We start from the raw sequence: 19,803 nt of genomic DNA on the forward strand, positions 1-19,803 counted from the left end.
GGCCTGCACCCAGCCGCCCAACGCATAACCACAGAGCCACCACCCCGGTGTGTGCAATCCAAGGAGTCCGCCTGCCATGACAGCCACCCAACACAGCCCTGCCGCCCGTCCAGAACGACGCGTGGTCCTCTACCGGAACGGTTCGGTCTACACCGCCGCTGATCCCTTCGCTTCCGCGATGCTGGTTGACGACGGCCAGGTGGCGTGGGTGGGGTCGGAGCAGGCGGCCTCCTCGATTGCCGACGCTTCCATGGACATTGTTGATCTCCAGGGCGCCCTTGTTGCGCCCGGTTTCGTAGATTCGCACATCCATCTGACTGAGACCGGCATCGCCCTGTCGGGCTTGCAACTGGGGCAGGTCAGGTCGGCCGCAGAGCTCCTGGACGCCGTGTCAGTGCGGGCTGCGGCAGGTGAGGGAATTATCCTGGGACACGGTTGGGATGAATCCACCTGGCCCAGCCCGGAACTTCCGACGCCGGAACAACTGGAGCGTGCCGCTGCGGGGCGGCCCCTCTATCTGGCGCGGATTGATGTGCATTCGGCACTGGTGTCACCGTCACTGGCTGCGGCTGCCCACCTGAAAGGGCTCGATGGCTACTCCGGAGGCTCAACGGTCGTCAGGGACGCCCACGTGGCTGCCCGCCGGTTCACCCGGGACCTGCCGGAGTCCGCGCGGAAGGCCTTCCAGGAACACGCACTCCGGGAAGCCGGCGCACAGGGCTACGTGGCCCTTGCCGAGATGGCCGGGCCGAACATCTCCAGCCCCGAAGACCTGCGCCTGGCGGTGGACTGGAACAACGCGCCTGTCACCGGGCCCGAGATCCTGGCGTACTGGGCCGAACTCGCCACCTCCGAAGACCAGGCCCGTGCCCTGCTGTCCAGCTTGGGTGCTCCGGTCCGCGGTCTTGCCGGTGACCTGAACATTGACGGCTCACTTGGATCGCGCACGGCAGCCCTCCGCTCGGACTATTCGGATGCGGCAGGACACCGTGGCTCGCTATACCTCTCTGTGGATGAGGCCACTACACATCTGGCTGTTTGCTCGCTGCTGGGCATTCAGGGCGGCTTCCACGTGATTGGCGACGCCGGCCTGGATGTCGCCCTGGAAGCCCTGGACGGTGCTGCAGCCCAGGTGGGTGAGAGCCGCGTCCGGGCGGCGGGCCACCGCTTTGAGCACGTTGAGATGGCCGATGACGACGCCGTTAAGAGATTGGCGCGTTACTCCGTGTCCGTCAGTGCGCAACCTGCTTTCGATGCGTTGTGGGGCGGCACCGGGGCCCTGTACGAACAACGCCTTGGCGGCCGGAGCAAGTCTATGAACCCCTTCGCATCCTTCTACTCCGCAGGGGTGCCCATCACTTTCGGCAGTGACAGCCCCGTCACGCCACTGCGGCCCTGGTCCAGTGTCCGGGCGTGCGTGGAGCATCACAACCCGGAGGCACAGGTTTCCGCCCGCGCCGCGTTCCTGGGCCATACCAGGGCAGGCTGGCGGGCTGCTCGCTACTCAAACCCCATGGCGGGACAGCTGGTGCCGGGAGCACCTGCAAGTTTCGCCGTCTGGGAGGTGGAGGAACTGATGGTCCAGGTTTCCGATGGCAGGGTGCAGTCCTGGAGTACCGATCCCCGCGCCCGGACCCCTTTGCTGCCGGCCCTGGATACCGGCAGTGATCCGGTCTGCCTGCAGACGGTACGCGACGGCGTTGAGATCTATTCCTCCGGGGACCTTCCCAAGGGCTGACAGGACTCGTCATCTTTGCCGCGGGTCAAGAAACTTCTCCACCGGAGACGGCTCGCTGAGCTGCAGCGACGCCTGTCGCGGCTGGTGGGGGACCGGTTGACAGCTGTCCTGCAGCACGTAGCATTGTGCCTCAACGGGTGGGGGACAATACCGGTTTCCGCCCGGCTACGGCGGGCTTGGGCCCAGACCAGGACGTTTCGGCCAAACCGATCGGGCCGGGGAGCAAGCTGTAGCTACCGGGGCAGGTCCACAGGCGCAGAGAACAGTTTCGAAGGCCGTGCAGCGCGGCACCACGGAACCGGCCCGCGCCTGTGGGCCTGCCTTCGTGGCCCTATAATGGGGATTTGTGCTTGGACCCGGCTGTTCCGGTTCCTGCCGTGTTGATCGTCCCCTTTCGGAAAGGCCCTCTGTGCGCGTCCTGACCATCATCCCTACCTATAACGAGTTGGAGTCGCTGCCGCGGACCCTTGGCCGCCTGAGGACGGCCGTTCCGGAGTCGGATGTGTTGGTCGTTGACGACAACAGCCCGGACGGTACCGGCCAGCTTGCGGACAGCATCGCCGCGGAAGACCAGCAGGTCCATGTGCTGCACCGTAGGGGTAAGGAAGGCCTGGGCGCGGCCTACATCGCGGGATTCCAGTGGGGTCTTGAGGCTGGCTATGACGTCCTGGTGGAGATGGATGCGGACGGTTCGCACCAGCCGGAGCAGCTTCCGCTGCTGCTCGATGCCATCGAGGACGGCGCTGACCTCGCCATGGGTTCGAGGTGGGTCAGCGGCGGCAGCGTCGTCAACTGGCCGTTCCACCGCCAGCTTATTTCCCGGACGGGAAGCTTGTATGCACGCCTCATGCTGGGGCTGAGCATCAAGGACGTCACTGGCGGCTACCGCGCGTTCCGCCGCACCACGCTTGAAAAGTTGAACCTGTCGGAGGTCGAGTCCGTGGGGTACGGCTTCCAGGTGGACCTGGCCTGGCGGGTGGCCAAGCTGGGGCTGACCATCGTAGAGCGGCCCATCACCTTCGTGGAGCGTGAACTCGGGGCGTCGAAGATGAGCGGCAACATTGTGGTCGAGGCCATGCTCAACGTCACCAGATGGGGTCTGGCAGCACGTTGGAACAAGCTGACAGGTAAGGCAGCCAAGTAGTCCGGTCTAAGGGACCAAAGCAGGCTGGAACGAAAAAGCGGGCCTGCCGTAACGGTTGTTACGGCAGGCCCGCTTTTGTGTCCCTCTGAAAAAGGGGGGGGGCAATCAGGCGCTGCGACGCTCTCCACGGCGTTCGCGCAGAATGGTCAGGCGATCCTCGAGGATCTGCTCAAGTTCCGGAAGGCTCCGGCGTTCCAGCAACATGTCCCAGTGGGTGCGCACAGCTTTTTCGTTGCTGGTGTCAGGACGCTCACCGTCAACGAGCAGGGCTTCCTTGCCTGTCTTTGAAACCCAAACGGGGGGAATTTCGGCCTCGGAAGAGAACGTGACGAACACCTGTTCGCCGTCTTCACACCGGTACTCGACACGCTGACGCGGAGCCGGTTCAACGCCGGATTCGGTCTCCATGCTCTGCGCGCCCAGGCGCATTCCCCGCAGGCTGCGATCGCTCATGATTTCTCCCTCTGTTCGGTTCGCGAGGCTATAACCCCGCGCTAGCCGGCAACCGAAATCATCGCCGGGCTATGATGTGCACAACGCTGCATCATGCTAGATTCAACGTCCTGCGAAGCGTTCTTGTTCCGGCTCGAATGACCGAACCGGACAAATATTTCATTATACGGAAAACCTGTCCTCACAGCAAAATCCGGGCCCCTACGCGGAGCGCGCAGAGACCCGGATCAGCGGAGCAGTGGTTACGGAGCGGTCGTCTCCGATCCCGAACCGCTGCCGAAGATGCCCTGGCCGGACTTTCCCTGACCGGACTTGTCCTCGGCCGCGACGCCTCCAAGGGCGCTGCCGATACCCTTGAGCGCTTCGCCAACTTCGCTGGGAATGATCCACAACTTGTTGGAGGTACCCTCGGCCAGTTTCGGCAGGGTCTGCAGGTACTGGTAGGCCAGAAGCTTCTGGTCCGGGTTGCCGGCGTGGATGGCGCCAAAGACCTTCTGGATGGCCTGTGCTTCGCCGTCGGCGCGCAGGATCGCGGCTTTCGCGTCGCCCTCTGCAGCCAGAATGGAAGCCTGCCGCTGGCCCTCGGCCGTCAGGATGGCGGACTGCTTGGTGCCTTCGGCGGTGAGGATGGCTGCACGGCGGTCACGTTCGGCGCGCATCTGCTTTTCCATCGAGTCCTGGATGGAGTGGGGCGGGTCAATGGCCTTGAGTTCCACGCGTGAAACACGGATACCCCACCGGCCGGTGGCTTCATCCAGGACTCCACGGAGTTGGCCGTTGATCTGGTCACGCGATGTCAGAGCCTCTTCAAGGTTGAGCCCACCCACCACATTACGCAGCGTCGTGGTGGTCAGCTGCTCAACCGCCTGGATGTAATTGGCGATCTCATAGGTGGCTGCGCGCGGGTCCGTGACCTGGAAGTAGACGACGGTGTCAATGGAGACCACCAGGTTGTCTTCGGTGATAACGGGCTGGGGCGGAAACGACACGACCTGCTCGCGCAGGTCCAGCAGCGGCAGCAGCCGGTCAACGAACGGGATGAGGATGGTCAGGCCCGGGAGAAGCGTGCGTTGGTACTTTCCAAGGCGTTCGACGACGCCGGCCCTCGCCTGAGGGATGATCCGCACCGAGCGGACCAAAACAATAATCACGAATACAATCAGAACCAGCAGCACCACTGTTGCGGCGACTCCTCCGGCGTTATCCATACATCTCCTTCATTCCCCAGTTTTGATAAGTGAAGCTGTAGCCGTAGCTTGTTCAACAATCCTGCCCGGCGGGCAGAACAATGATTAGTTGACCGCAGGGTCCGTTGGAGCCGTGACAACTGCCGTGGCCCCATCAATGGCTGCCACGATCACGCCTTCGCCGGCAGCGATGGTTCCGGCGGCGGAGCGGGCACTCCATACGTCCCCGCCGATTTTCACCCGGCCACCGTTGGCGGTCACCGGTTCCAGCACCAGCGCTGTCTCACCGATCAGCCGGTCGATGTTGCTGCGCTGCTCCGCTGGACCCTTCTTCAGGTGCGCCAGCGCTACGGGACGGATAAAGGCGATCATCAGCAGCGAGACGACGCAGAAGGCGACGATCTGGAGCCAGAACTCCCCGCCCGCCAGTTCAGTAACCAGGCCAGCCAGGGCACCAGCTCCGAGCATGATGAAAAACAGGTCGAGGGTGAGCATTTCGATGACGGCAAACGCCAGGAACAGGGTGAGCCAGAGGGCCCACCAGTTTTGACCAATCCATTCAAACATTTCTTCCCCCTTGCAATTCCGCGTCCATAAGGAAACCGCGGCATATTCATCGTAATGCGCCACGGCCGGAGAGGGCAGGGCAGTCCTGGAACCAGGCTGAACGTGGCCAAGTTGTGACCTCCAGCGCCCTGGATCCTAATGCACGACTTCAGGCAGGGAGCGGCCGGAACGTCGTGATCCTGAACTGAGCTGTCACCCGGGTGGTGCCATCCCCGGACAACGCAGTACTCAGGGAAGCACGGTTCAGGTGATGGCCTGCCGGACCCATATATGCAAGGTCCGCTATTTCGCTGACGGCCAGGTCCATAGCCACATCCAGGTCCTCGAAGCCCAGTTTTTCGAACCGGCCGGCCAACTGTCCGGCCAGCCGATCGTCCTTGCCCTGCTCTATCCCAAGCATTCCCATGGCTGTGGCTATTTCCGAAAGATGGCCCGGCCTCGGAGTGACCACCACCAGGAGTCCTTCCGGCCGTAGTGCCCTGGCAAATTCTGCGGCATTGCGTGGCGCGAAGACCACCATGATTGCATCTACGGTCCGGTCAGCAATTGGAAGGGGTTGCCAGATGTCTGCCACCATGTTCATGGCCTCCGGGTTGAGCCGGGCAGCCCGCCGGACGGCAAACTTGGAAATGTCCATGGCCAGGGCCCTTAGGCCGGCAGCAGCGGGCGTACTGTCCAGGACCCTGCGGAGATAGTGCCCGGTGCCGGTACCGGAATCGAGGATCAGCGGGGATTCTCGCGTCAGGGCGGGGGAAACGGCCGCGGCAACAGCTTCAGCCAGTGCGTCGTAGTGTCCGCTGGCCAGGAAGTCGTGGCGGGCGGTCACCATCGCAGCAGAGTCCGCCTCAAAAACCGTTCCCTTACCTACCAGGAAATTGAAATAGCCCTGCCTGGCGGCGTCGAAACGGTGGCCCGCCTGGCAGTGCAGGGAGGCTGGTCCACCCGCGTCCCCTGCTGCAGAAAAGGCGAGGGGCTCCCGGCAGACCGGGCACAGCAGGGCAAGCTTGGGGTGGGCAGGCATGGCTTCAATCCTAGGCCTCGCGGATGAAGCCCAAGGCCTCGCTGGCGCGGCCGATGCCCGGCTCTGCCCAGCGGGCTGCGTACTCGGAATTGGTACTCAACGATCGGAGTTCGGCCTTGTCGATGTACAGGACTCCGGCCAGGTGGTCTGTTTCATGTTGGACGATGCGGGACTGCCAGCCCTCGAACTCGCGGTGAAGGGCCGTGCCATCAGGGGTCAGGTAGTCCAGCGCCACCCGCTCGGGGCGGACAACGACGGCCTGCAACCCGTTCAGCGATAGGCACCCTTCGTAAAAGGCCGCTGTTGCCGGGCCCAAGGGTTGATACCGCGGGTTGAGCATGGCAAAGAACTCCAGCGGGTGCCGGCTCCGTGCTGCAGCAACCTCCGGGTCAAGCGGATAAAGGTCTTCGAGAACGGCCAACTGCAGGGGAATACCCAGTTGGGGAGCAGCCAGCCCCACACCAGGGGCCTCATGCATGACCGCTCGCATCAGCTCTATAAAGCGTGCCAGCTCGGTGTCCGGGAGCTGTCCGTCAAATTCGACGGCTGGCTGCCGCAGAGCCGGATGACCTGCCTGGACGATCGGCGGAAGAACCCCGGCGTCCAGCAAACCAAGGATCGATTCCCGGATGCCCGCTGCACTGGGACTGAAAGGTGAATCGCGGAATTCGGCGGGCTGGCTCATGGCCAATATCCTATCCGGGCGTGCAGGCCATGCTGACGAAGTCGTGGATGGCACCCTTGAGCTGCTGTCCGGCCGCCACCTTGATGGTGCCGCTCTGGCCACCCACGGACACTGCCAGTGGGATCAGGGTGCCCACTTTGTCTTCTGCTACGGCGTGCGGATCGCAGCGTGCGGGGCGAACCCGCAACAGGACAGTCCGGGGTGCGTCCCCCGGCCGGACGTAAATTCCTTCCGGCCACGGTGCCAGAGGATCGGCAGCCAGCAGGGTGGTTTCAAGAATCCGCTCTATCACCAATTCATCGCCTGTTGGGGCAGCACCCTCCGCGACGGGTGTGATGGCGAGCAGGAGCGTTGCAGTCCCTGTTGTTCCAGATTGGAGCTGCGGGAGGAGTTCGACGGCGGCAATCGCCTTTACGGTTTCGGTGAGGCATTGTTCCGCCCGGTTCCGCTCCAGGACGCCGAAGGCATCTGTCACGGAGGTTGCGGCCACCGTACCGTGGCCCCTCAATTCAAGGCGGGCAGACAAGGCCGACTGCGGCGGGTCCCGTTCAGGCTCGACGCACTCAGGTTCCGGAAGCTCCGTGACCAGACTCTTGGGCTGGCCGGGCGGCAGGACTGTGCCGTCGCCGTCGGCCGTCCACGTCACCGGAGCGGCAAAAAGACCACTGTCCAGGGAGAGGGACGCAACCGTCACGGGACCGGCACCATTATTCGTGGCTAACAGCTCTATGACCCGCGTTCCGTAGTCGGAGCGGGACTGGTTAACTTCGATCGTGTAAGCATGCTGCGCCGTGCCGGTCTGCCCGGTGTCCGGGGGGCCTGCAGCGGGCGAGCAGGAGGCTATCGCAACACAGGCCGCTGCGGCAGCCGCCCGTGCCATTAGCCGCCGGCCCGTCGTCGCAGCTTTTGATTCCGCCGCAGAGACCCGCATACAGCGCAGTCTAGGCCCAGGGGAGGGGCCGGGCCAGAGGAATTGCGGCCTCCGGATCGGCTAGTGTCGGGTTTATGACGGAACACTTGAGCTCGCCTGATGATGCCCTCAGCCGGGTGTTGGAATTTGTGAGGACCATAGAAGCCGGGGGAGGTTCTGCTGACATCCGGCCGTTCCTGGCCTCGGATTTCCAGCTGACCGAGGCACCGAACCTCCTCTCGCCCGAAGGCGCCGTCCGGTCCCTCGAACAGGTACTGGAAGGAGCGGACGCAAGCCGGGAAGTGGTCAAGGACCAGCGGTTTGATGTCACCGGCAGCACCTCCGACGGCGTCAACGTGGTGTTGGAGGTCGATTGGTCCGCCACGTCCCTGATGGACCTGCGCTACTGGGACCGCGGCCAGCTGATCCGGGCCAAGACCTGCTCGGTGTTCGGCGTCCGGGACGGCCTGATCTACCGCCAGAGCAGCTATGACTGCTACCACCAGGATGACTGAAGACTCTGTGGCAGCCGCTTCCTTCCTGGCGTAGCGGACTGTTACTGCATGGTGAACCGTTGAGCCATGTACCTGTTCACTGCCGGAATGCCGGCCAGCCCGCCAATGATCCTGTTCCGCAGGGCCAGCAAAGGAACGGGACCTGGACGGCCCAGCATCATGTTGATCTCTGACTGGAAGGCGGCACGGCGTGCCGCCCGGCGGCGGGAATGCTCAAAGTGGCGGGCGGCAGTATCCGTGGCGGAGCCGCGGAGGTCCAGCGCGATGATGGGGGCAAGCTCCGCTGCATCAAGCCAGCCCAGGTTCATGCCCTGCCCGCCAATGGGACTAACCTCGTGAGCGGCGTCGCCAATCATGGCCGTGCGTGTGTTCAGGAGCCTGGGAAGTATGCCGCTCCGGACGCGGAAGCTACTGACCATGGAACATGACCCCACGTCCGGCGCCGCCCCTGTCCGGGCATTCACGACGCCGGCCAGCCAGTGGGCGGTAGGCTCCGGTGTGTAGTCATCCACCCGGGCTACCCACCGCCTGATGTTTCCAGGCAACGGGAACGATTCCACAATCCCGTTAGGTTCCAGGAACAGGACGGCCGTGCTGCCAAAGCCCGTGGAATCGGCGAAATCGCCCATGATGTAGGAGTCCCTGTACTCCCGCTGCCGAATCCTTTCCTGGGCGGCAGGTCCTTCCTGTGGCAGCGATGACCGGGCGCCTGCCGCCACAACACACCAGCGGGCCTGAACCTGTTCCGTCTGCTCTTCCCCTCCGCGAGCACCATCGGTGACGGTCACTGCAATGTCCACGCGGCCGCTGCGGTCCACGCAACCGACCACCCGGGCACCGCGCCGCAACGCGCCGGCGTCGAGCATTGCCACCCGCGCTTCCAGCACTGCCTCGGTCTGCACCTGTGGACTGGAAAGCACAAACGGATAGCGGGACGGCAATACCGAGAAGTCCATGTTGGCGAGCCGGCGGCCGTTGCTGAAAGCAAGTCCCGAACTGATAGCGACGCCCCCGCGGATCAGGGCGTCCGAGCAGCCAATCCGATCCAGGGCTTCCAGCGCCGGGGGATGAATTCCGATAGCCCGGGAGTGGCCGCTGCGTTCGAGCCTTTGTTCGAATACCCTGACGCTAATGCCCTCCTGCAGCAGCAGGCTCGCCAGATAGAGGCCCACCGGACCGCCACCAACAATGGCGACGTCAATCATGGACGTCCGCAGGGGCATCACGGGCGGTGAGCAGCAACTGACGGAACGGCCGGATGGGAACAACCTGCCACGACGACGGCGCGACTGCCGCGAGCTCGCCCGGCGTATAGCTCCGCCGAATGGACGTCAACCCGTCTTCGCGGATGAACGAGCCCCGCAGGGGCAGTGCGGCAAGGCCGAAAAGAACATAGGCGGCCGGATGGCGGCGCAGGTCGTTGTGCACAACAAGCTGCCGGGACAGCTGCTCCGATTCCCGCAGGAAGTCCCCGAACTCCCGGGGACCTAAATGGTGGAGGACGTGATTGGAAATCACCAGGTCGAAGGTCTTCCCCTCCGCCACCAGCTCCCGGCCTGCCGCCTGGCGGAAGGTCACGCGCTCGCGGCCCGGACGGCCCAGGGCGAAATCCATGGCCCGGGGATCGGGATCGACACCGGTAACGCTGAGCCGTAACCCGTCCCGCCGGGCGAGGCTGTCCAGATGCAGCGCAACATCGCCACCGCCGCAGCCAAGGTCCAGGAGTGTGGTGGGAACGTCCGCGGACAACCGCGGACGAAGATACCTGCGGTACACCGCTGACCACCCCGCGAAAGCCCTGTTGACCAGGGGAAATTGTTGATAGGTCCTGCGCAGCGTGGCCAAATCGCAGTCCGGACTGTCCATCCTTTCGCGATCGTTCACCGCGCGGTGGTCCAGCATCATGGGTAGGAGTCAACCGTTGCCGGGGACAGGTGCCCGGTGCCCGCTATGGCTCGAGCATCATCTTCATCGACTGTTTTGCTGATCGCCGCGGGTGCGGCGGCATCGCGGCCGGATGCTTCGAGGGTAGGGGAGAGGCTCCGAAGCTTCGTGAACAGTCCCGTTTCAACCGTAAGGCCGGGGCCGAACGCCATGGAACACATCTGTTCACCCGCACCGCCGGGCTGTTCCAGGATGTTCCTGATGACGAACAGCACAGTTGAGCTGCTCATGTTTCCGTAGTTCCTCAGCACTTCACGCGCAGGAACCAATTGTTCCTCTGTCAGCTCCAGCCGGTGCTGAACCTTGTCCAGAATGCTTCTCCCGCCGGGGTGGATGGCCCAGTGCGGAACGCTCTGGTAGGGCGTGCCGCTCAACCTGCCACCAGGGCCGAAGTAGGGCTCCAGGGCGCCGGTAATGTGTTCTTCAATGATGTGCGGTACGTAGTTCCCCAGGATCATCTCGAATCCGTGGTCACCGATGTTCCAGGCCATGGATTCTTCGCCCACCGGCGTCAGGACCGTCTCCATCTGGTCAAGGCTCAACAGCGGGGGCTCGCCGTCGAAGTCGCGGGCGCTGACCACGGCGGCTGCTGCGCCGTCCGCAAAAAGAGCCGATCCCATGATGGTGTCAGGATCGTTAGAGGCACGGACATGGAGCGAGCAGAGTTCGGCGCACACCACCAGTACCACTGCATCAGGATCTGCCTCGCAGAAGTGCTTGGCTGCACGCAGGGCCGGAAACGCCGCATAACATCCCATAAAACCGAGATGAAAGCGCTGCACCGACGGCTTCATGCCCAGCTCGCGGACGATCTTGTAGTCGGGGCCGGGGTTAAAGAATCCGGTGCAGGACACCGTGACCAGGTGGGTGACGTCTTGCGGACCGGCACCGGCGCAAGCGTCAAGCGCGTTGCGTGCCGCTTGAATAAAAAGCTTGGTCGCTTCCGTCGCGAAAATATCGTTGCGAACCTTGGTGCTTGGGTTGAGCAGCAGCCCCGTGGCCGGATCGAAGAACTGCGGATGGTCGGTCCGGTGATCCATGCTGAGTTCCCTGACAGCCGTGTACCGGGTATCAATGGCAGCAGAGTCAAAACATGTGGAAACAAGCCTCGTCCCCAACCGGGTCAGCCCGGGCTGGGCAGCGAAAACGTCGCGCGCCTCGTGCTGGATCAACACCGTTGCCGGAACTGCGGTTTCGAGCGACCTCACGTAAACAGTCATTGCTTCATTCTTGGCCAGCATCGGCCGGAAGACAATGCCTGAACGGGCAAAACCCCATTTCAGGCGCCCCTGCCGCACCTTTTCACCGAAAGTGTCTCCGCGACCCGGTACAGCTGACCCGGAGTTGCGCGGGCACTTTTCACGTCGACCGTTACCCGCGACTGGCTCATGGTGCTGCGTTTTGGCGGTACTAGCCCGCGTTCAACATGCTGGACAATGTGCATGACGAGTGGCAGTATCGCGCACGTGCCCACAATTCCCGTTGATGCCCAGCGCCTACGCGACCTGGCACTGCTGCGGCGGGTCCGGGACCGGATAGACCGGGAGTACGCGCAGCCGCTAAACGTCGACGCGCTCGCCCGCGGTATAAACATGTCAGCGGGACATCTCAGCAGGCAGTTCCGTAGTGCTTACGGGGAGCCGCCGTACAGCTATCTGATGACCCGGCGGATCGAGCGGGCGATGTCTCTCTTACGGCAGACCGATTTGTCCGTCACAGACGTGTGCTTCGCCGTCGGTTGTTCCTCACTCGGAACCTTCAGTACCAGGTTCTCTGAGCTGGTGGGCGTCCCGCCCAGTGTCTACAAGCGCCGGGCGCGTGCCACGCAAGGCATGCCATCGTGCGTAGTAAAACTGGTCACCAGACCGGTCAGGAATCAAGAAGTACCGGCTGTTGGAGCCCACCTAGACTGAGCCGCATGAACCTTTCAATCCATTGGACATTCCTCCCGCACAATGACCCCGATGCCTCCTTGGCGTTTTATCGGGACACCCTCGGATTCGAGGTGCGCAACGACGTCGGATATGGCGGCATGCGCTGGATCACCGTCGGTCCACCGGACCAGCCGCAGACGGCCATTGTCCTGGAACCACCTGCAGCCGATCCCGGACTGACCGATGACGAACGCCGCACTATCGCCGAGCTGATGGCCAAGGGCAACTATGCCCGCATAGTCCTGGGGACCACTGACCTGGACGGCACGTTCGAACGCCTGGCAGCCAGCGGTGCTGAAGTGGTGCAGGAAGTGACCCAGCAGACATACGGGATTCGCGACTGCGCCTTCCGGGATCCCGCCGGCAACATGATCCGAATCAATGAGCTCTCCTGATCCGAAAAGGCAAAGACTGTTTAGATAGAGCCAGCGGGCCCGCCGGCGACGGCGTTGGCGGGCCCATTTAGCAGATGGAGACACGATGAGCACGGCGACGGGCACGGACACGAACACGGGGCAGCAAACGGTCCACACTGCAGATACTCACGACCTGATTCGTGTGCAGGGGGCACGTGAGAACAACCTCAAGGACGTCAGTATCGAGATCCCGAAGCGCCGGCTTACTGTATTCACTGGCGTTTCGGGGTCAGGAAAGAGCTCCCTGGTGTTTGACACCATCGCCGCGGAGTCGCAGCGCATGATTAACGAAACCTACAGCGCCTTCCTGCAGGGCTTCATGCCTACGCTGGCCCGGCCGGACGTGGACCTGCTGGAAGGTCTGACCACGGCAATCATCGTGGACCAGGAGCGGATGGGTGCCAATCCGCGGTCCACCGTTGGCACGGCTACAGACGTCAACGCCATGCTGCGCATCATCTTCAGCCGCTTGGGCCAGCCGCACATTGGATCGCCGCAGGCCTTCTCGTTCAACGTCGCATCGATCAGCGGCGCCGGGGCCGTCACCATCGAAAAGGCCGGCCAGACCACCAAGGAGCGGCGCAGCTTCAGCATCACGGGAGGCATGTGTCCCCGCTGCGAGGGAATGGGCTCAGTGACTGACTTTGACCTGTCCGCACTGTATGACGACAGCAAGTCACTGGGTGAAGGCGCACTCACTATCCCCGGCTACAGCATGGACGGCTGGTTCGGCCGTATTTTTAGCGGTTCCGGCTTCTTCGACATGGCCAAACCCATTGCGAAGTTCACCAAGAAAGAACTCCACGATCTCCTCTACAAGGAGCCGGTCAAGATCAAAGTCGAGGGCATCAACCTGACGTACGAAGGGCTGATCCCGAAGATCCAAAAGTCGATGCTGGTCAAGGACCGCGAAGCGATGCAGCCGCATATTCGGGCATTTGTGGACCGGGCCATTACCTTCACCACCTGTCCGGAGTGCAATGGCACCCGGCTCAGCGAGGCAGCACGCTCCTCGAAAATCAAGGGCATCAACATTGCGGACGCCTGCGCCATGCAGATCAGCGACCTCGCCGTTTGGGTGCGGGGTCTGAGCGAGCCGTCGGTGGCGCCGTTGCTTGAGGCACTGGGGGAGACCCTCGATTCATTCGTTGAGATCGGCTTGGGATACCTCAGTGTGGACCGGCCTTCCGGGACGCTTTCCGGCGGCGAGTCCCAGCGAACCAAGATGATCCGCCATCTGGGTTCCTCGCTCACCGACGTCACCTACGTGTTCGATGAACCGACGATCGGGCTGCACCCGCACGACATCCAGCGGATGAACGGGCTCCTGCAACGCCTTCGTGACAAAGGCAATACGGTTCTGGTGGTCGAGCACAAACCAGAGGCCATCGCGATTGCCGATCACGTCGTCGACCTTGGTCCGGGCGCCGGCACCGCGGGAGGCAGCGTCTGCTACCAAGGCACGGTGGAGGGGCTGCGGGAGAGCGGCACGCTGACCGGCCGTCATTTCGACGACAGGGCAGCACTTAAGGCGACAGTCAGGAAGTCCAGCGGCAAACTGGAAATCCGGGGAGCCAACGCCAACAACCTGCAGAACGTCGACGTAGATATCCCGTTGGGTGTGCTCTGCGTTCTGACCGGGGTGGCCGGTTCCGGCAAGAGTTCGCTGATCAGGAGTTCGGTATCGGGGCGTCAAGGCGTGGTAACGGTGGACCAGACGGGCATCAGGGGTTCCCGTAGAAGCAACCCGGCAACCTACACCGGCCTCCTGGAACCTGTCCGCAAGGCTTTCGCGAAGGCCAATGGTGTCAAGCCCGCATTGTTCAGCGCCAACTCCGAGGGCGCCTGTCCGACGTGTAATGGTGCCGGTGTCACCTTCACCGACCTGGCGATGATGGCCGGCGTTGCCACCACCTGCGTGGAGTGTGACGGCAAACGCTTCCAGGCCGACGTGCTGGAGTACAAGCTGGGCGGCAAGGACATCAGCGAGGTCCTCTCGATTCCCGTGACTGAAGCCCTGGACTACTTCAATACGGGGGAGTCGCGCGTTCCCGCTGCCCACAAAATCGTCGAGCGGTTGGCGGACGTCGGACTCGGCTACCTAAGCCTCGGCCAGCCACTCACCACGCTGTCCGGCGGTGAACGCCAACGGCTCAAACTGGCTACCCAGATGGCTGAAAAGGGCGGGGTTTACGTTCTGGATGAACCCACCACAGGGCTGCACCTGGCCGATGTCGAACAGCTCCTCGGCCTGCTGGACCGGCTGGTGGATTCCGGGAAGTCAGTGATCGTCATAGAGCACCATCAGGCCGTGATGGCCCATGCGGACTGGATAATCGACCTGGGCCCGGGAGCGGGGCACGACGGCGGCAGGATCGTTTTCGAGGGAACGCCGGCGGAGCTGGTGGCCACCAAGCCGACACTCACCGGCGAGCACCTTGCCGCCTACGTCGGCGGGTGACCACTTCCGGGCGTCAACGAATATTGACGCCCGGGATCTCGTCAACTAGTGTTGACGCATGGAGGTGGAACGCATGAAAACACTCGTTGCGTCAATGGATGGAAAAGGACCTGCCGAGGCACTCTACGCCGTAGCTGAACTGCACAAGGAAGTCGGCAGGACTGAAGCTTCTTTGGTTCGGAAGGCGCGTCAGGCCGGCCTTTCCTGGGAAGCGATTGCGTTGTGCCTGGGCGTGAGCAAACAGGCAGTCCACCGCAAATACGGCAAACAATGAGCGTCTTCGCCAGCTAGATCAGGACCCATCTCAGGGACAGGCATTTAGCGCAGAAGCACCAATGGCTGGTACCTGCGAAAACACAGGAAAACGCCTATGGACGGGTTCTCTCATCTGTTTGAACTCGTCCTACTTTCAACGCCGATAATCTACATTATGTAAAGTTGCATTCTGCATATCTCATCAGATGAAACAACCAGGCCCTCTCCCACTACGCTCTGGGCTGTATCTCTAATGAGCCCTTGTGGCGGGGCATTCAAGCGCCGACCGAGCAGCCACGGCGCGTCGTGCCGCGCCAACGCGCTGAGCCGCCTTGGACGAACACCTCGCCGTCACGCCGCCGCCACTTGTCGCCGACGCACTCGGCTACAGCTACCAAGTCGCATTCCTCCACACCGACAACACAGGAGAAGGGTGTTCTCGTTACGCTGCGTTGACGCCCTATCGCGAGTAGTCGGCATGACGCTGAGTAGTCTTGAAGCGAATAATGCTGCCCACCGATGATCTTTGACGATCATCACCGGTAACTAGGCGGAAGAAGGGTCAGGCGGCTCTGACCGATACATTTCCGGCCGGTCCCTCTCGGGCCGACGGCGGGTGCGGATGAGTGGCCGCGGACTGCCTTGATATAGGGTAATTGCCGCGAAGGCGACCACGTGATTGTGGGAAATTTGCTGTCCGCTAAGCGGGAGCGGATACGAAGGATCCTCGAACCATGCAGCTATGGCTTGGATATCAGCGAGATCTTCACAGGACATCGCGAGTGCCTGTTTGGCGAGTTCGTCTTCCCCGTAGTCCCAAAGGCTCGCTGCCACTTGGCTCTTGGAAAAGTGAAATCTGAAGTTAGGACGTCCCTGCAGGAGTCTTTCAAGCTCGGCGTTGACCTTTCGGGGGCCCAAGGGATTCATGAAGCAAAGGTTACACCTGGCACGTTCTCTCGCCCGGGCCTGCCAAGCCGTCACCTCCGCCTGAGGATCCGGTGCTGGCCGGGATGAGGAGCTGCTCCTTCAAGGCTGGTCACGACCAAGCTTGATACGCAGAGGTGCCAGTAGTCGCTAGGGGGCTCCCCCAAGTCTTGCGGGAATGCCTCTCTCAACCAGCGCCAAACAACGCGGACTTGCGCCAGAGGCGCAACGAAATAGGCGTTACCTTAGCCAGTGCGGCCGGCGCTCTGAGCCAGTGGCCCTCCGTCATATCCCGCCTCGAACGAGGCCTCATCCGGAACGACAATCTCGCGAAGACCTACCGCCAATGGCTGACTGAACAAACTGCCAAGTTCCCGTCTTGATGAGTGGCCGAGCACTCCATTCATACAGTTCAACGAGGCGCTGCGGCATTCCTACGTGCGGGAGGCTTGGCCCGTAGTTCGACAATCCGTTCTACATCGGACGCATCAGCGAGACTGCCTTCAACCGAGAGCAATGACAGCAGCTGCAGCGGACGCTGCGCTTCTGCGGCGGCCTGCATTTTGTGGTGTCCATCGAGTAGAAAATGAGTAATACCCCAGTGGGCGTAGTAGTCGGTGCCGTGGTCCATCGCCGGCTGACGAACGTCAAGGATCGACACTGCAACGGCCGTGAGCTCAGACGAGCCCAAAAGTTCCTGGGCGTACGCTTCCACCCGATCGGCGTCATTCCAAGTAGGAGGCACCATCGGGACGACGAACTCGAATGCGTGCGTCGACGGATCGACCGGTGCTTGCCACGTTCGGTACTACGGAGTTTGTGGATACTCGGGGAGACCCCAGAATCCTGACATGCCCCAGGTATCGACCTGTTCCTCGCTGAAGTAATCTCCTTTACGGCCCGGATAGACCAACTCGGGCTGCACTCTTAGAAGCATGGGAATGTAGGATCCACCGGGCAGCAGTCCAGTGAATGCATCGAGCACACCGTCGTCGATTCTGTCGATGCCCGAGTTTAGGATCTGCTGCATTTCTGGCAGCGATAATCTTTCGTTTGCACCTTCCAGACGTTTGAACAGCAGCGGGCAGGTTCCGCACCACCAAGAGAGTTCAAACGCGGGGTCCGACCCCTGCCACAGCAGGCGTCGTCCGGCCCCCTGACCATCCGATCGTTTTTCTTCACCGAACCGCAGTACTGAAGATTCGGACTCACTGACGAACCGCGTCGTACCGGTTTCCAACAACATGATCGGCAGTCTAGCCTCCATACACCTCGAGACAGGCCCGAACGCGATGTTTCGCTAAGCTGCCTGCCTCCCCAATGCTCAAACTGCCTGAGCGCTGGCAGCATGTCCTCGGCTCGATTGCCTTGTTGACACACATAGGAGCATCCAGGTGCGAGCCCTGCGAGCCTGGGCGAGTACTTTAGTCGCACCGGCCGGTCCCAGGAGTCCCCCGCGCCTAGACCCTCCATGCTCAGCCGGGCGTCCCCCGCGTCAGGGAGAACTCCGTAAACCCTGCGCTGATGCCGTTAATGAGTAACTCGATAGCGTGGACGCCAGGGTGATACGACCGTGTCGTCAGCACTCGAAAGGAGTGCCGCCGATCCAGCTCAATCCGTTCGCCGGCCGCAACCGTCCTGACGGCCAACTTGAAGATTTTCCGCGTCGTTGTCCCGTTCGCTTTGCGATGATGCACTGCATAGTCAATCGAAAGGCGCGATGCCTCCTTTCCAACGTTCATAATCCGGGCAGTGAAACGAAGCTCACCCCCGATGGGGACCTGGTCGAAGTCGAGGATAGGAGCGCTGACATCCAGGGTTGCAGAATGGAAACCCATCAATGCCAAGGCTTCGGGGTGCCCCTTCTTTATGAGAGTTCGTAGGGCACGCCGTACAAGCTTGCTCGTCTGGTGATCAGCATCATCGAGCCAGGTACGCGCCGTGGCGATAGCCGCATCCGGGGCGTGCCGGCTGATGTCATTGAGATGGTTCGCCACCGAGCGGCGCACGTACTCGCTGTCGTCCCTGTAGAGGGAGGACAGGATTCCGAGCGTCGCGGCGGGCTTCTCGGTCAGTCCCGGCACCCTGGTCGCCCACGGAAGGTAAGGCCGGGTCCCCTCACTGGCGAGCCTGTGAACATCTGCATCCCGCGACGCCACCCATTCCGCTCCTATAATCGATAAGGCACGATCGAGGTTATGACGAAGCAGTGGGCGTACGGCGAACTCGGACGAGAGTCGGCCCGTCAACGAGGCTAAGATTGCCAGCGCATCATCGAAAGCCTCCGGTGACCCGTCCCGGATGGCACGCTCTGCAACGGCGCTAGTAACGGGCCAGATCAGCCACCCTGCGAAGTGCGCTTCTGAATCGCGAGCACGCCGGATCACTGCGGCAAACTCGTCATAGGAGCCGTCCAGGTCGGACAGCAAAGCATCCCGAAGAAGGCGACCGCGAGGGAGAAAAGACGCAGCATCCCAGGAGACCATTCCTGTCCGCACCAGCAGCAGCGGGAGTCCCCCTTGTGAATTTCACTCACAACAAGGCAGTTGGCACCGGTGATCTTCGAGGACCCGCGCGTAGGAACTGCGTTCCATGGCTCCACCGTAAGTTCCATGAGTGAAGCTCACCGTGATCGATCTACTGCCACGCCACTTGGACGCCGCAATCGCCGTCGTTCTGGTTTTGCGTCGTCTCCTCTGCCGTCGGCCAACCGGACCGGACGGTTCGGCATCGCTGCCTGCCACGTTAGCGATGAACCCGAGGAAGATCGTCAGTCTCCCGGACCACCTATGCCTGTTTCTGCGTCTTCCTTGCCACAATCGTGTAGGTACAGGGCACGAGCGCGCGCTCAGCTTCGGGCCAGGCGAACCCGGCGGGGACTTCAACCATCCGCGAACTGAATTTCCACGGCAACGTCTTGCCCTCGTCAACGCGCAGAATTTGCAGTCCGGCCCCGATTAGCGAGTTGAGGATCTCGGAGATCGGATGCGCCCATTCATAAGTCCTGGAGTGTTCCACCTTGCCGTCTCCGGCATAAGTGGAATCGTCGTCCCAAACCAGCGCACGACCGTCGCCGAAGTATGGGTAGCGGACCTGCAGTCCCTCCGCGTTCTCATCAATCGTGTAGAGGGAAGGATGCCCATCCCGAATGTAGAACGTGCCGCCAGTTCTTAATAACGCCGCCACCTGCCCGGCCCAGCGTTCCAGGTCCGGAAGCCAAGTGATCGTGCCGATGCTGGTGTAAACCAGGTCGAAATCGCCTTCCACCGCGGCACGGGCTTCGAGTACGTCGGCCTCTACCCACTTCGCTTCGATCCCCAGCCGCATTGCAAGCCGAGCCGCGGATTCCAGGGCTGCCGGAGAGAAATCAACACCGGTGACCCGGGCCCCCGCCCGCGCTAGGGACAACGTATCGGTACCGATGTGGCACTGCAGATGGCAAACATCCAAACCCGAAACGGTGCGGTCAGGGAGGAATGGGGCCAGAGCAGACAGGTCTGTACGGACCACGCCGGTCAGATGGCCAGGATCGTCCAGAGCGCTGACCGGGTAGGCCGCTTCGTGCAGTGGAACCCGGTCTTCCCAGTTATCACGGTTGCTGGAACGGGCAGAGTGCCATTCGATCGCCAACGGCTCGTTAGTCATGAGC

General features: G+C 62.3%; 20 protein-coding genes. 7 read left to right on the top strand and 13 right to left on the bottom strand.

Going from position 1 to position 19,803, the window contains the following annotated elements; translation table 11 throughout:
- The first annotated feature begins 76 nt into the window (after positions 1 to 76).
- Complete coding sequence (locus tag ACWA13_RS09140) at positions 77 to 1,738, top strand: amidohydrolase (protein WP_463937804.1); 1,662 nt, start codon at positions 77 to 79, stop codon at positions 1,736 to 1,738.
- A gap of 409 nt (positions 1,739 to 2,147) precedes the next feature.
- Entirely contained in the window at positions 2,148 to 2,882 is a 735-nt protein-coding gene (locus tag ACWA13_RS09145) for a polyprenol monophosphomannose synthase (RefSeq protein WP_463937805.1), read from the top strand.
- Between the two features lie 105 nt (positions 2,883 to 2,987).
- On the opposite strand, the gene ACWA13_RS09150 is transcribed toward ACWA13_RS09145, so the two are convergent.
- The 6 genes from ACWA13_RS09150 to ACWA13_RS09175 form a co-directional block, all read right to left on the bottom strand.
- Positions 2,988 to 3,335, bottom strand: coding sequence for an RNA polymerase-binding protein RbpA (locus tag ACWA13_RS09150; protein WP_003802221.1), 348 nt, complete (start codon positions 3,333 to 3,335; stop codon positions 2,988 to 2,990).
- A gap of 242 nt (positions 3,336 to 3,577) precedes the next feature.
- Positions 3,578 to 4,543 (bottom strand): SPFH domain-containing protein, encoded by a 966-nt coding sequence (locus ACWA13_RS09155; RefSeq protein WP_463937806.1) that lies wholly within the window; start codon positions 4,541 to 4,543, stop codon positions 3,578 to 3,580.
- An 84-nt stretch (positions 4,544 to 4,627) separates the two neighbouring features.
- Entirely contained in the window at positions 4,628 to 5,089 is a 462-nt protein-coding gene (locus ACWA13_RS09160) for an NfeD family protein (protein WP_463937807.1), read from the bottom strand.
- Positions 5,090 to 5,237: 148 nt separating this feature from the next.
- A complete protein-coding gene (locus tag ACWA13_RS09165; RefSeq protein ID WP_463937808.1) occupies positions 5,238 to 6,110 on the bottom strand; it encodes a putative RNA methyltransferase in 873 nt (290 codons plus the stop codon).
- A gap of 10 nt (positions 6,111 to 6,120) precedes the next feature.
- Positions 6,121 to 6,795, bottom strand: coding sequence for a peptide deformylase (locus ACWA13_RS09170; protein ID WP_463937809.1), 675 nt, complete (start codon positions 6,793 to 6,795; stop codon positions 6,121 to 6,123).
- 10 nt (positions 6,796 to 6,805) lie between these two features.
- Entirely contained in the window at positions 6,806 to 7,726 is a 921-nt protein-coding gene (locus ACWA13_RS09175; RefSeq protein WP_463937810.1) for a hypothetical protein, read from the bottom strand.
- 74 nt (positions 7,727 to 7,800) lie between these two features.
- Between ACWA13_RS09175 and ACWA13_RS09180 the strand changes: the two genes are divergently transcribed.
- The gene (locus ACWA13_RS09180; RefSeq protein ID WP_463937811.1) at positions 7,801 to 8,220 is read left to right on the top strand and encodes a nuclear transport factor 2 family protein; all 420 of its coding nucleotides are present in this window, start codon (positions 7,801 to 7,803) and stop codon (positions 8,218 to 8,220) included.
- 41 nt (positions 8,221 to 8,261) lie between these two features.
- Here the strand turns inward: ACWA13_RS09180 and ACWA13_RS09185 are convergent, their stop codons facing one another.
- From ACWA13_RS09185 to ACWA13_RS09195, 3 genes are read right to left on the bottom strand one after another with little or no spacing between them, the layout of a single operon-like run.
- Complete coding sequence (locus ACWA13_RS09185; RefSeq protein WP_463937812.1) at positions 8,262 to 9,425, bottom strand: FAD-dependent oxidoreductase; 1,164 nt, start codon at positions 9,423 to 9,425, stop codon at positions 8,262 to 8,264.
- Positions 9,418 to 10,125 (bottom strand): class I SAM-dependent methyltransferase, encoded by a 708-nt coding sequence (locus tag ACWA13_RS09190; RefSeq protein ID WP_463933448.1) that lies wholly within the window; start codon positions 10,123 to 10,125, stop codon positions 9,418 to 9,420. The genes ACWA13_RS09185 and ACWA13_RS09190 overlap by 8 nt, the downstream gene beginning before the upstream one ends.
- Positions 10,122 to 11,384, bottom strand: a complete 1,263-nt coding sequence (locus ACWA13_RS09195) for a type III polyketide synthase (RefSeq protein WP_463933450.1) — start codon at positions 11,382 to 11,384, stop codon at positions 10,122 to 10,124. Before ACWA13_RS09195 ends, ACWA13_RS09190 begins: the two co-directional genes overlap by 4 nt.
- A gap of 222 nt (positions 11,385 to 11,606) precedes the next feature.
- Between ACWA13_RS09195 and ACWA13_RS09200 the strand changes: the two genes are divergently transcribed.
- The 4 genes from ACWA13_RS09200 to ACWA13_RS09215 all read left to right on the top strand — a co-directional run bounded on the left by ACWA13_RS09200 (position 11,607) and on the right by ACWA13_RS09215 (position 15,249).
- Positions 11,607 to 12,077 (top strand): helix-turn-helix transcriptional regulator, encoded by a 471-nt coding sequence (locus ACWA13_RS09200; protein WP_463933451.1) that lies wholly within the window; start codon positions 11,607 to 11,609, stop codon positions 12,075 to 12,077.
- Positions 12,078 to 12,082: 5 nt separating this feature from the next.
- Positions 12,083 to 12,493, top strand: coding sequence for a VOC family protein (locus tag ACWA13_RS09205; protein WP_463933452.1), 411 nt, complete (start codon positions 12,083 to 12,085; stop codon positions 12,491 to 12,493).
- Between the two features lie 85 nt (positions 12,494 to 12,578).
- Positions 12,579 to 14,975 carry an ATP-binding cassette domain-containing protein gene (locus ACWA13_RS09210; protein WP_463933454.1) on the top strand — a complete coding sequence of 799 codons (2,397 nt, stop codon included), beginning with the start codon at positions 12,579 to 12,581 and terminating at the stop codon, positions 14,973 to 14,975.
- 58 nt (positions 14,976 to 15,033) lie between these two features.
- Positions 15,034 to 15,249 carry an AsnC family protein gene (locus ACWA13_RS09215; RefSeq protein ID WP_463933455.1) on the top strand — a complete coding sequence of 72 codons (216 nt, stop codon included), beginning with the start codon at positions 15,034 to 15,036 and terminating at the stop codon, positions 15,247 to 15,249.
- A 1,317-nt stretch (positions 15,250 to 16,566) separates the two neighbouring features.
- Here ACWA13_RS09215 and ACWA13_RS09220 read toward each other — a convergent pair.
- From ACWA13_RS09220 to ACWA13_RS09235, 4 genes are all read right to left on the bottom strand, one after another.
- Positions 16,567 to 16,902 carry a hypothetical protein gene (locus ACWA13_RS09220; RefSeq protein WP_463933456.1) on the bottom strand — a complete coding sequence of 112 codons (336 nt, stop codon included), beginning with the start codon at positions 16,900 to 16,902 and terminating at the stop codon, positions 16,567 to 16,569.
- Positions 16,903 to 16,962: 60 nt separating this feature from the next.
- Positions 16,963 to 17,400, bottom strand: a complete 438-nt coding sequence (locus ACWA13_RS09225) for a hypothetical protein (protein WP_463933457.1) — start codon at positions 17,398 to 17,400, stop codon at positions 16,963 to 16,965.
- A 229-nt stretch (positions 17,401 to 17,629) separates the two neighbouring features.
- Positions 17,630 to 18,313: a hypothetical protein gene (locus ACWA13_RS09230; protein ID WP_463933459.1), complete on the bottom strand. Its 684-nt coding sequence runs from the start codon at positions 18,311 to 18,313 to the stop codon at positions 17,630 to 17,632.
- 628 nt (positions 18,314 to 18,941) lie between these two features.
- Positions 18,942 to 19,799, bottom strand: coding sequence for a class I SAM-dependent methyltransferase (locus tag ACWA13_RS09235; protein ID WP_463933460.1), 858 nt, complete (start codon positions 19,797 to 19,799; stop codon positions 18,942 to 18,944).
- Positions 19,800 to 19,803: the final 4 nt, after the last annotated feature.

This window comes from Pseudarthrobacter sp. TRD_SC_9, from assembly GCF_055361265.1.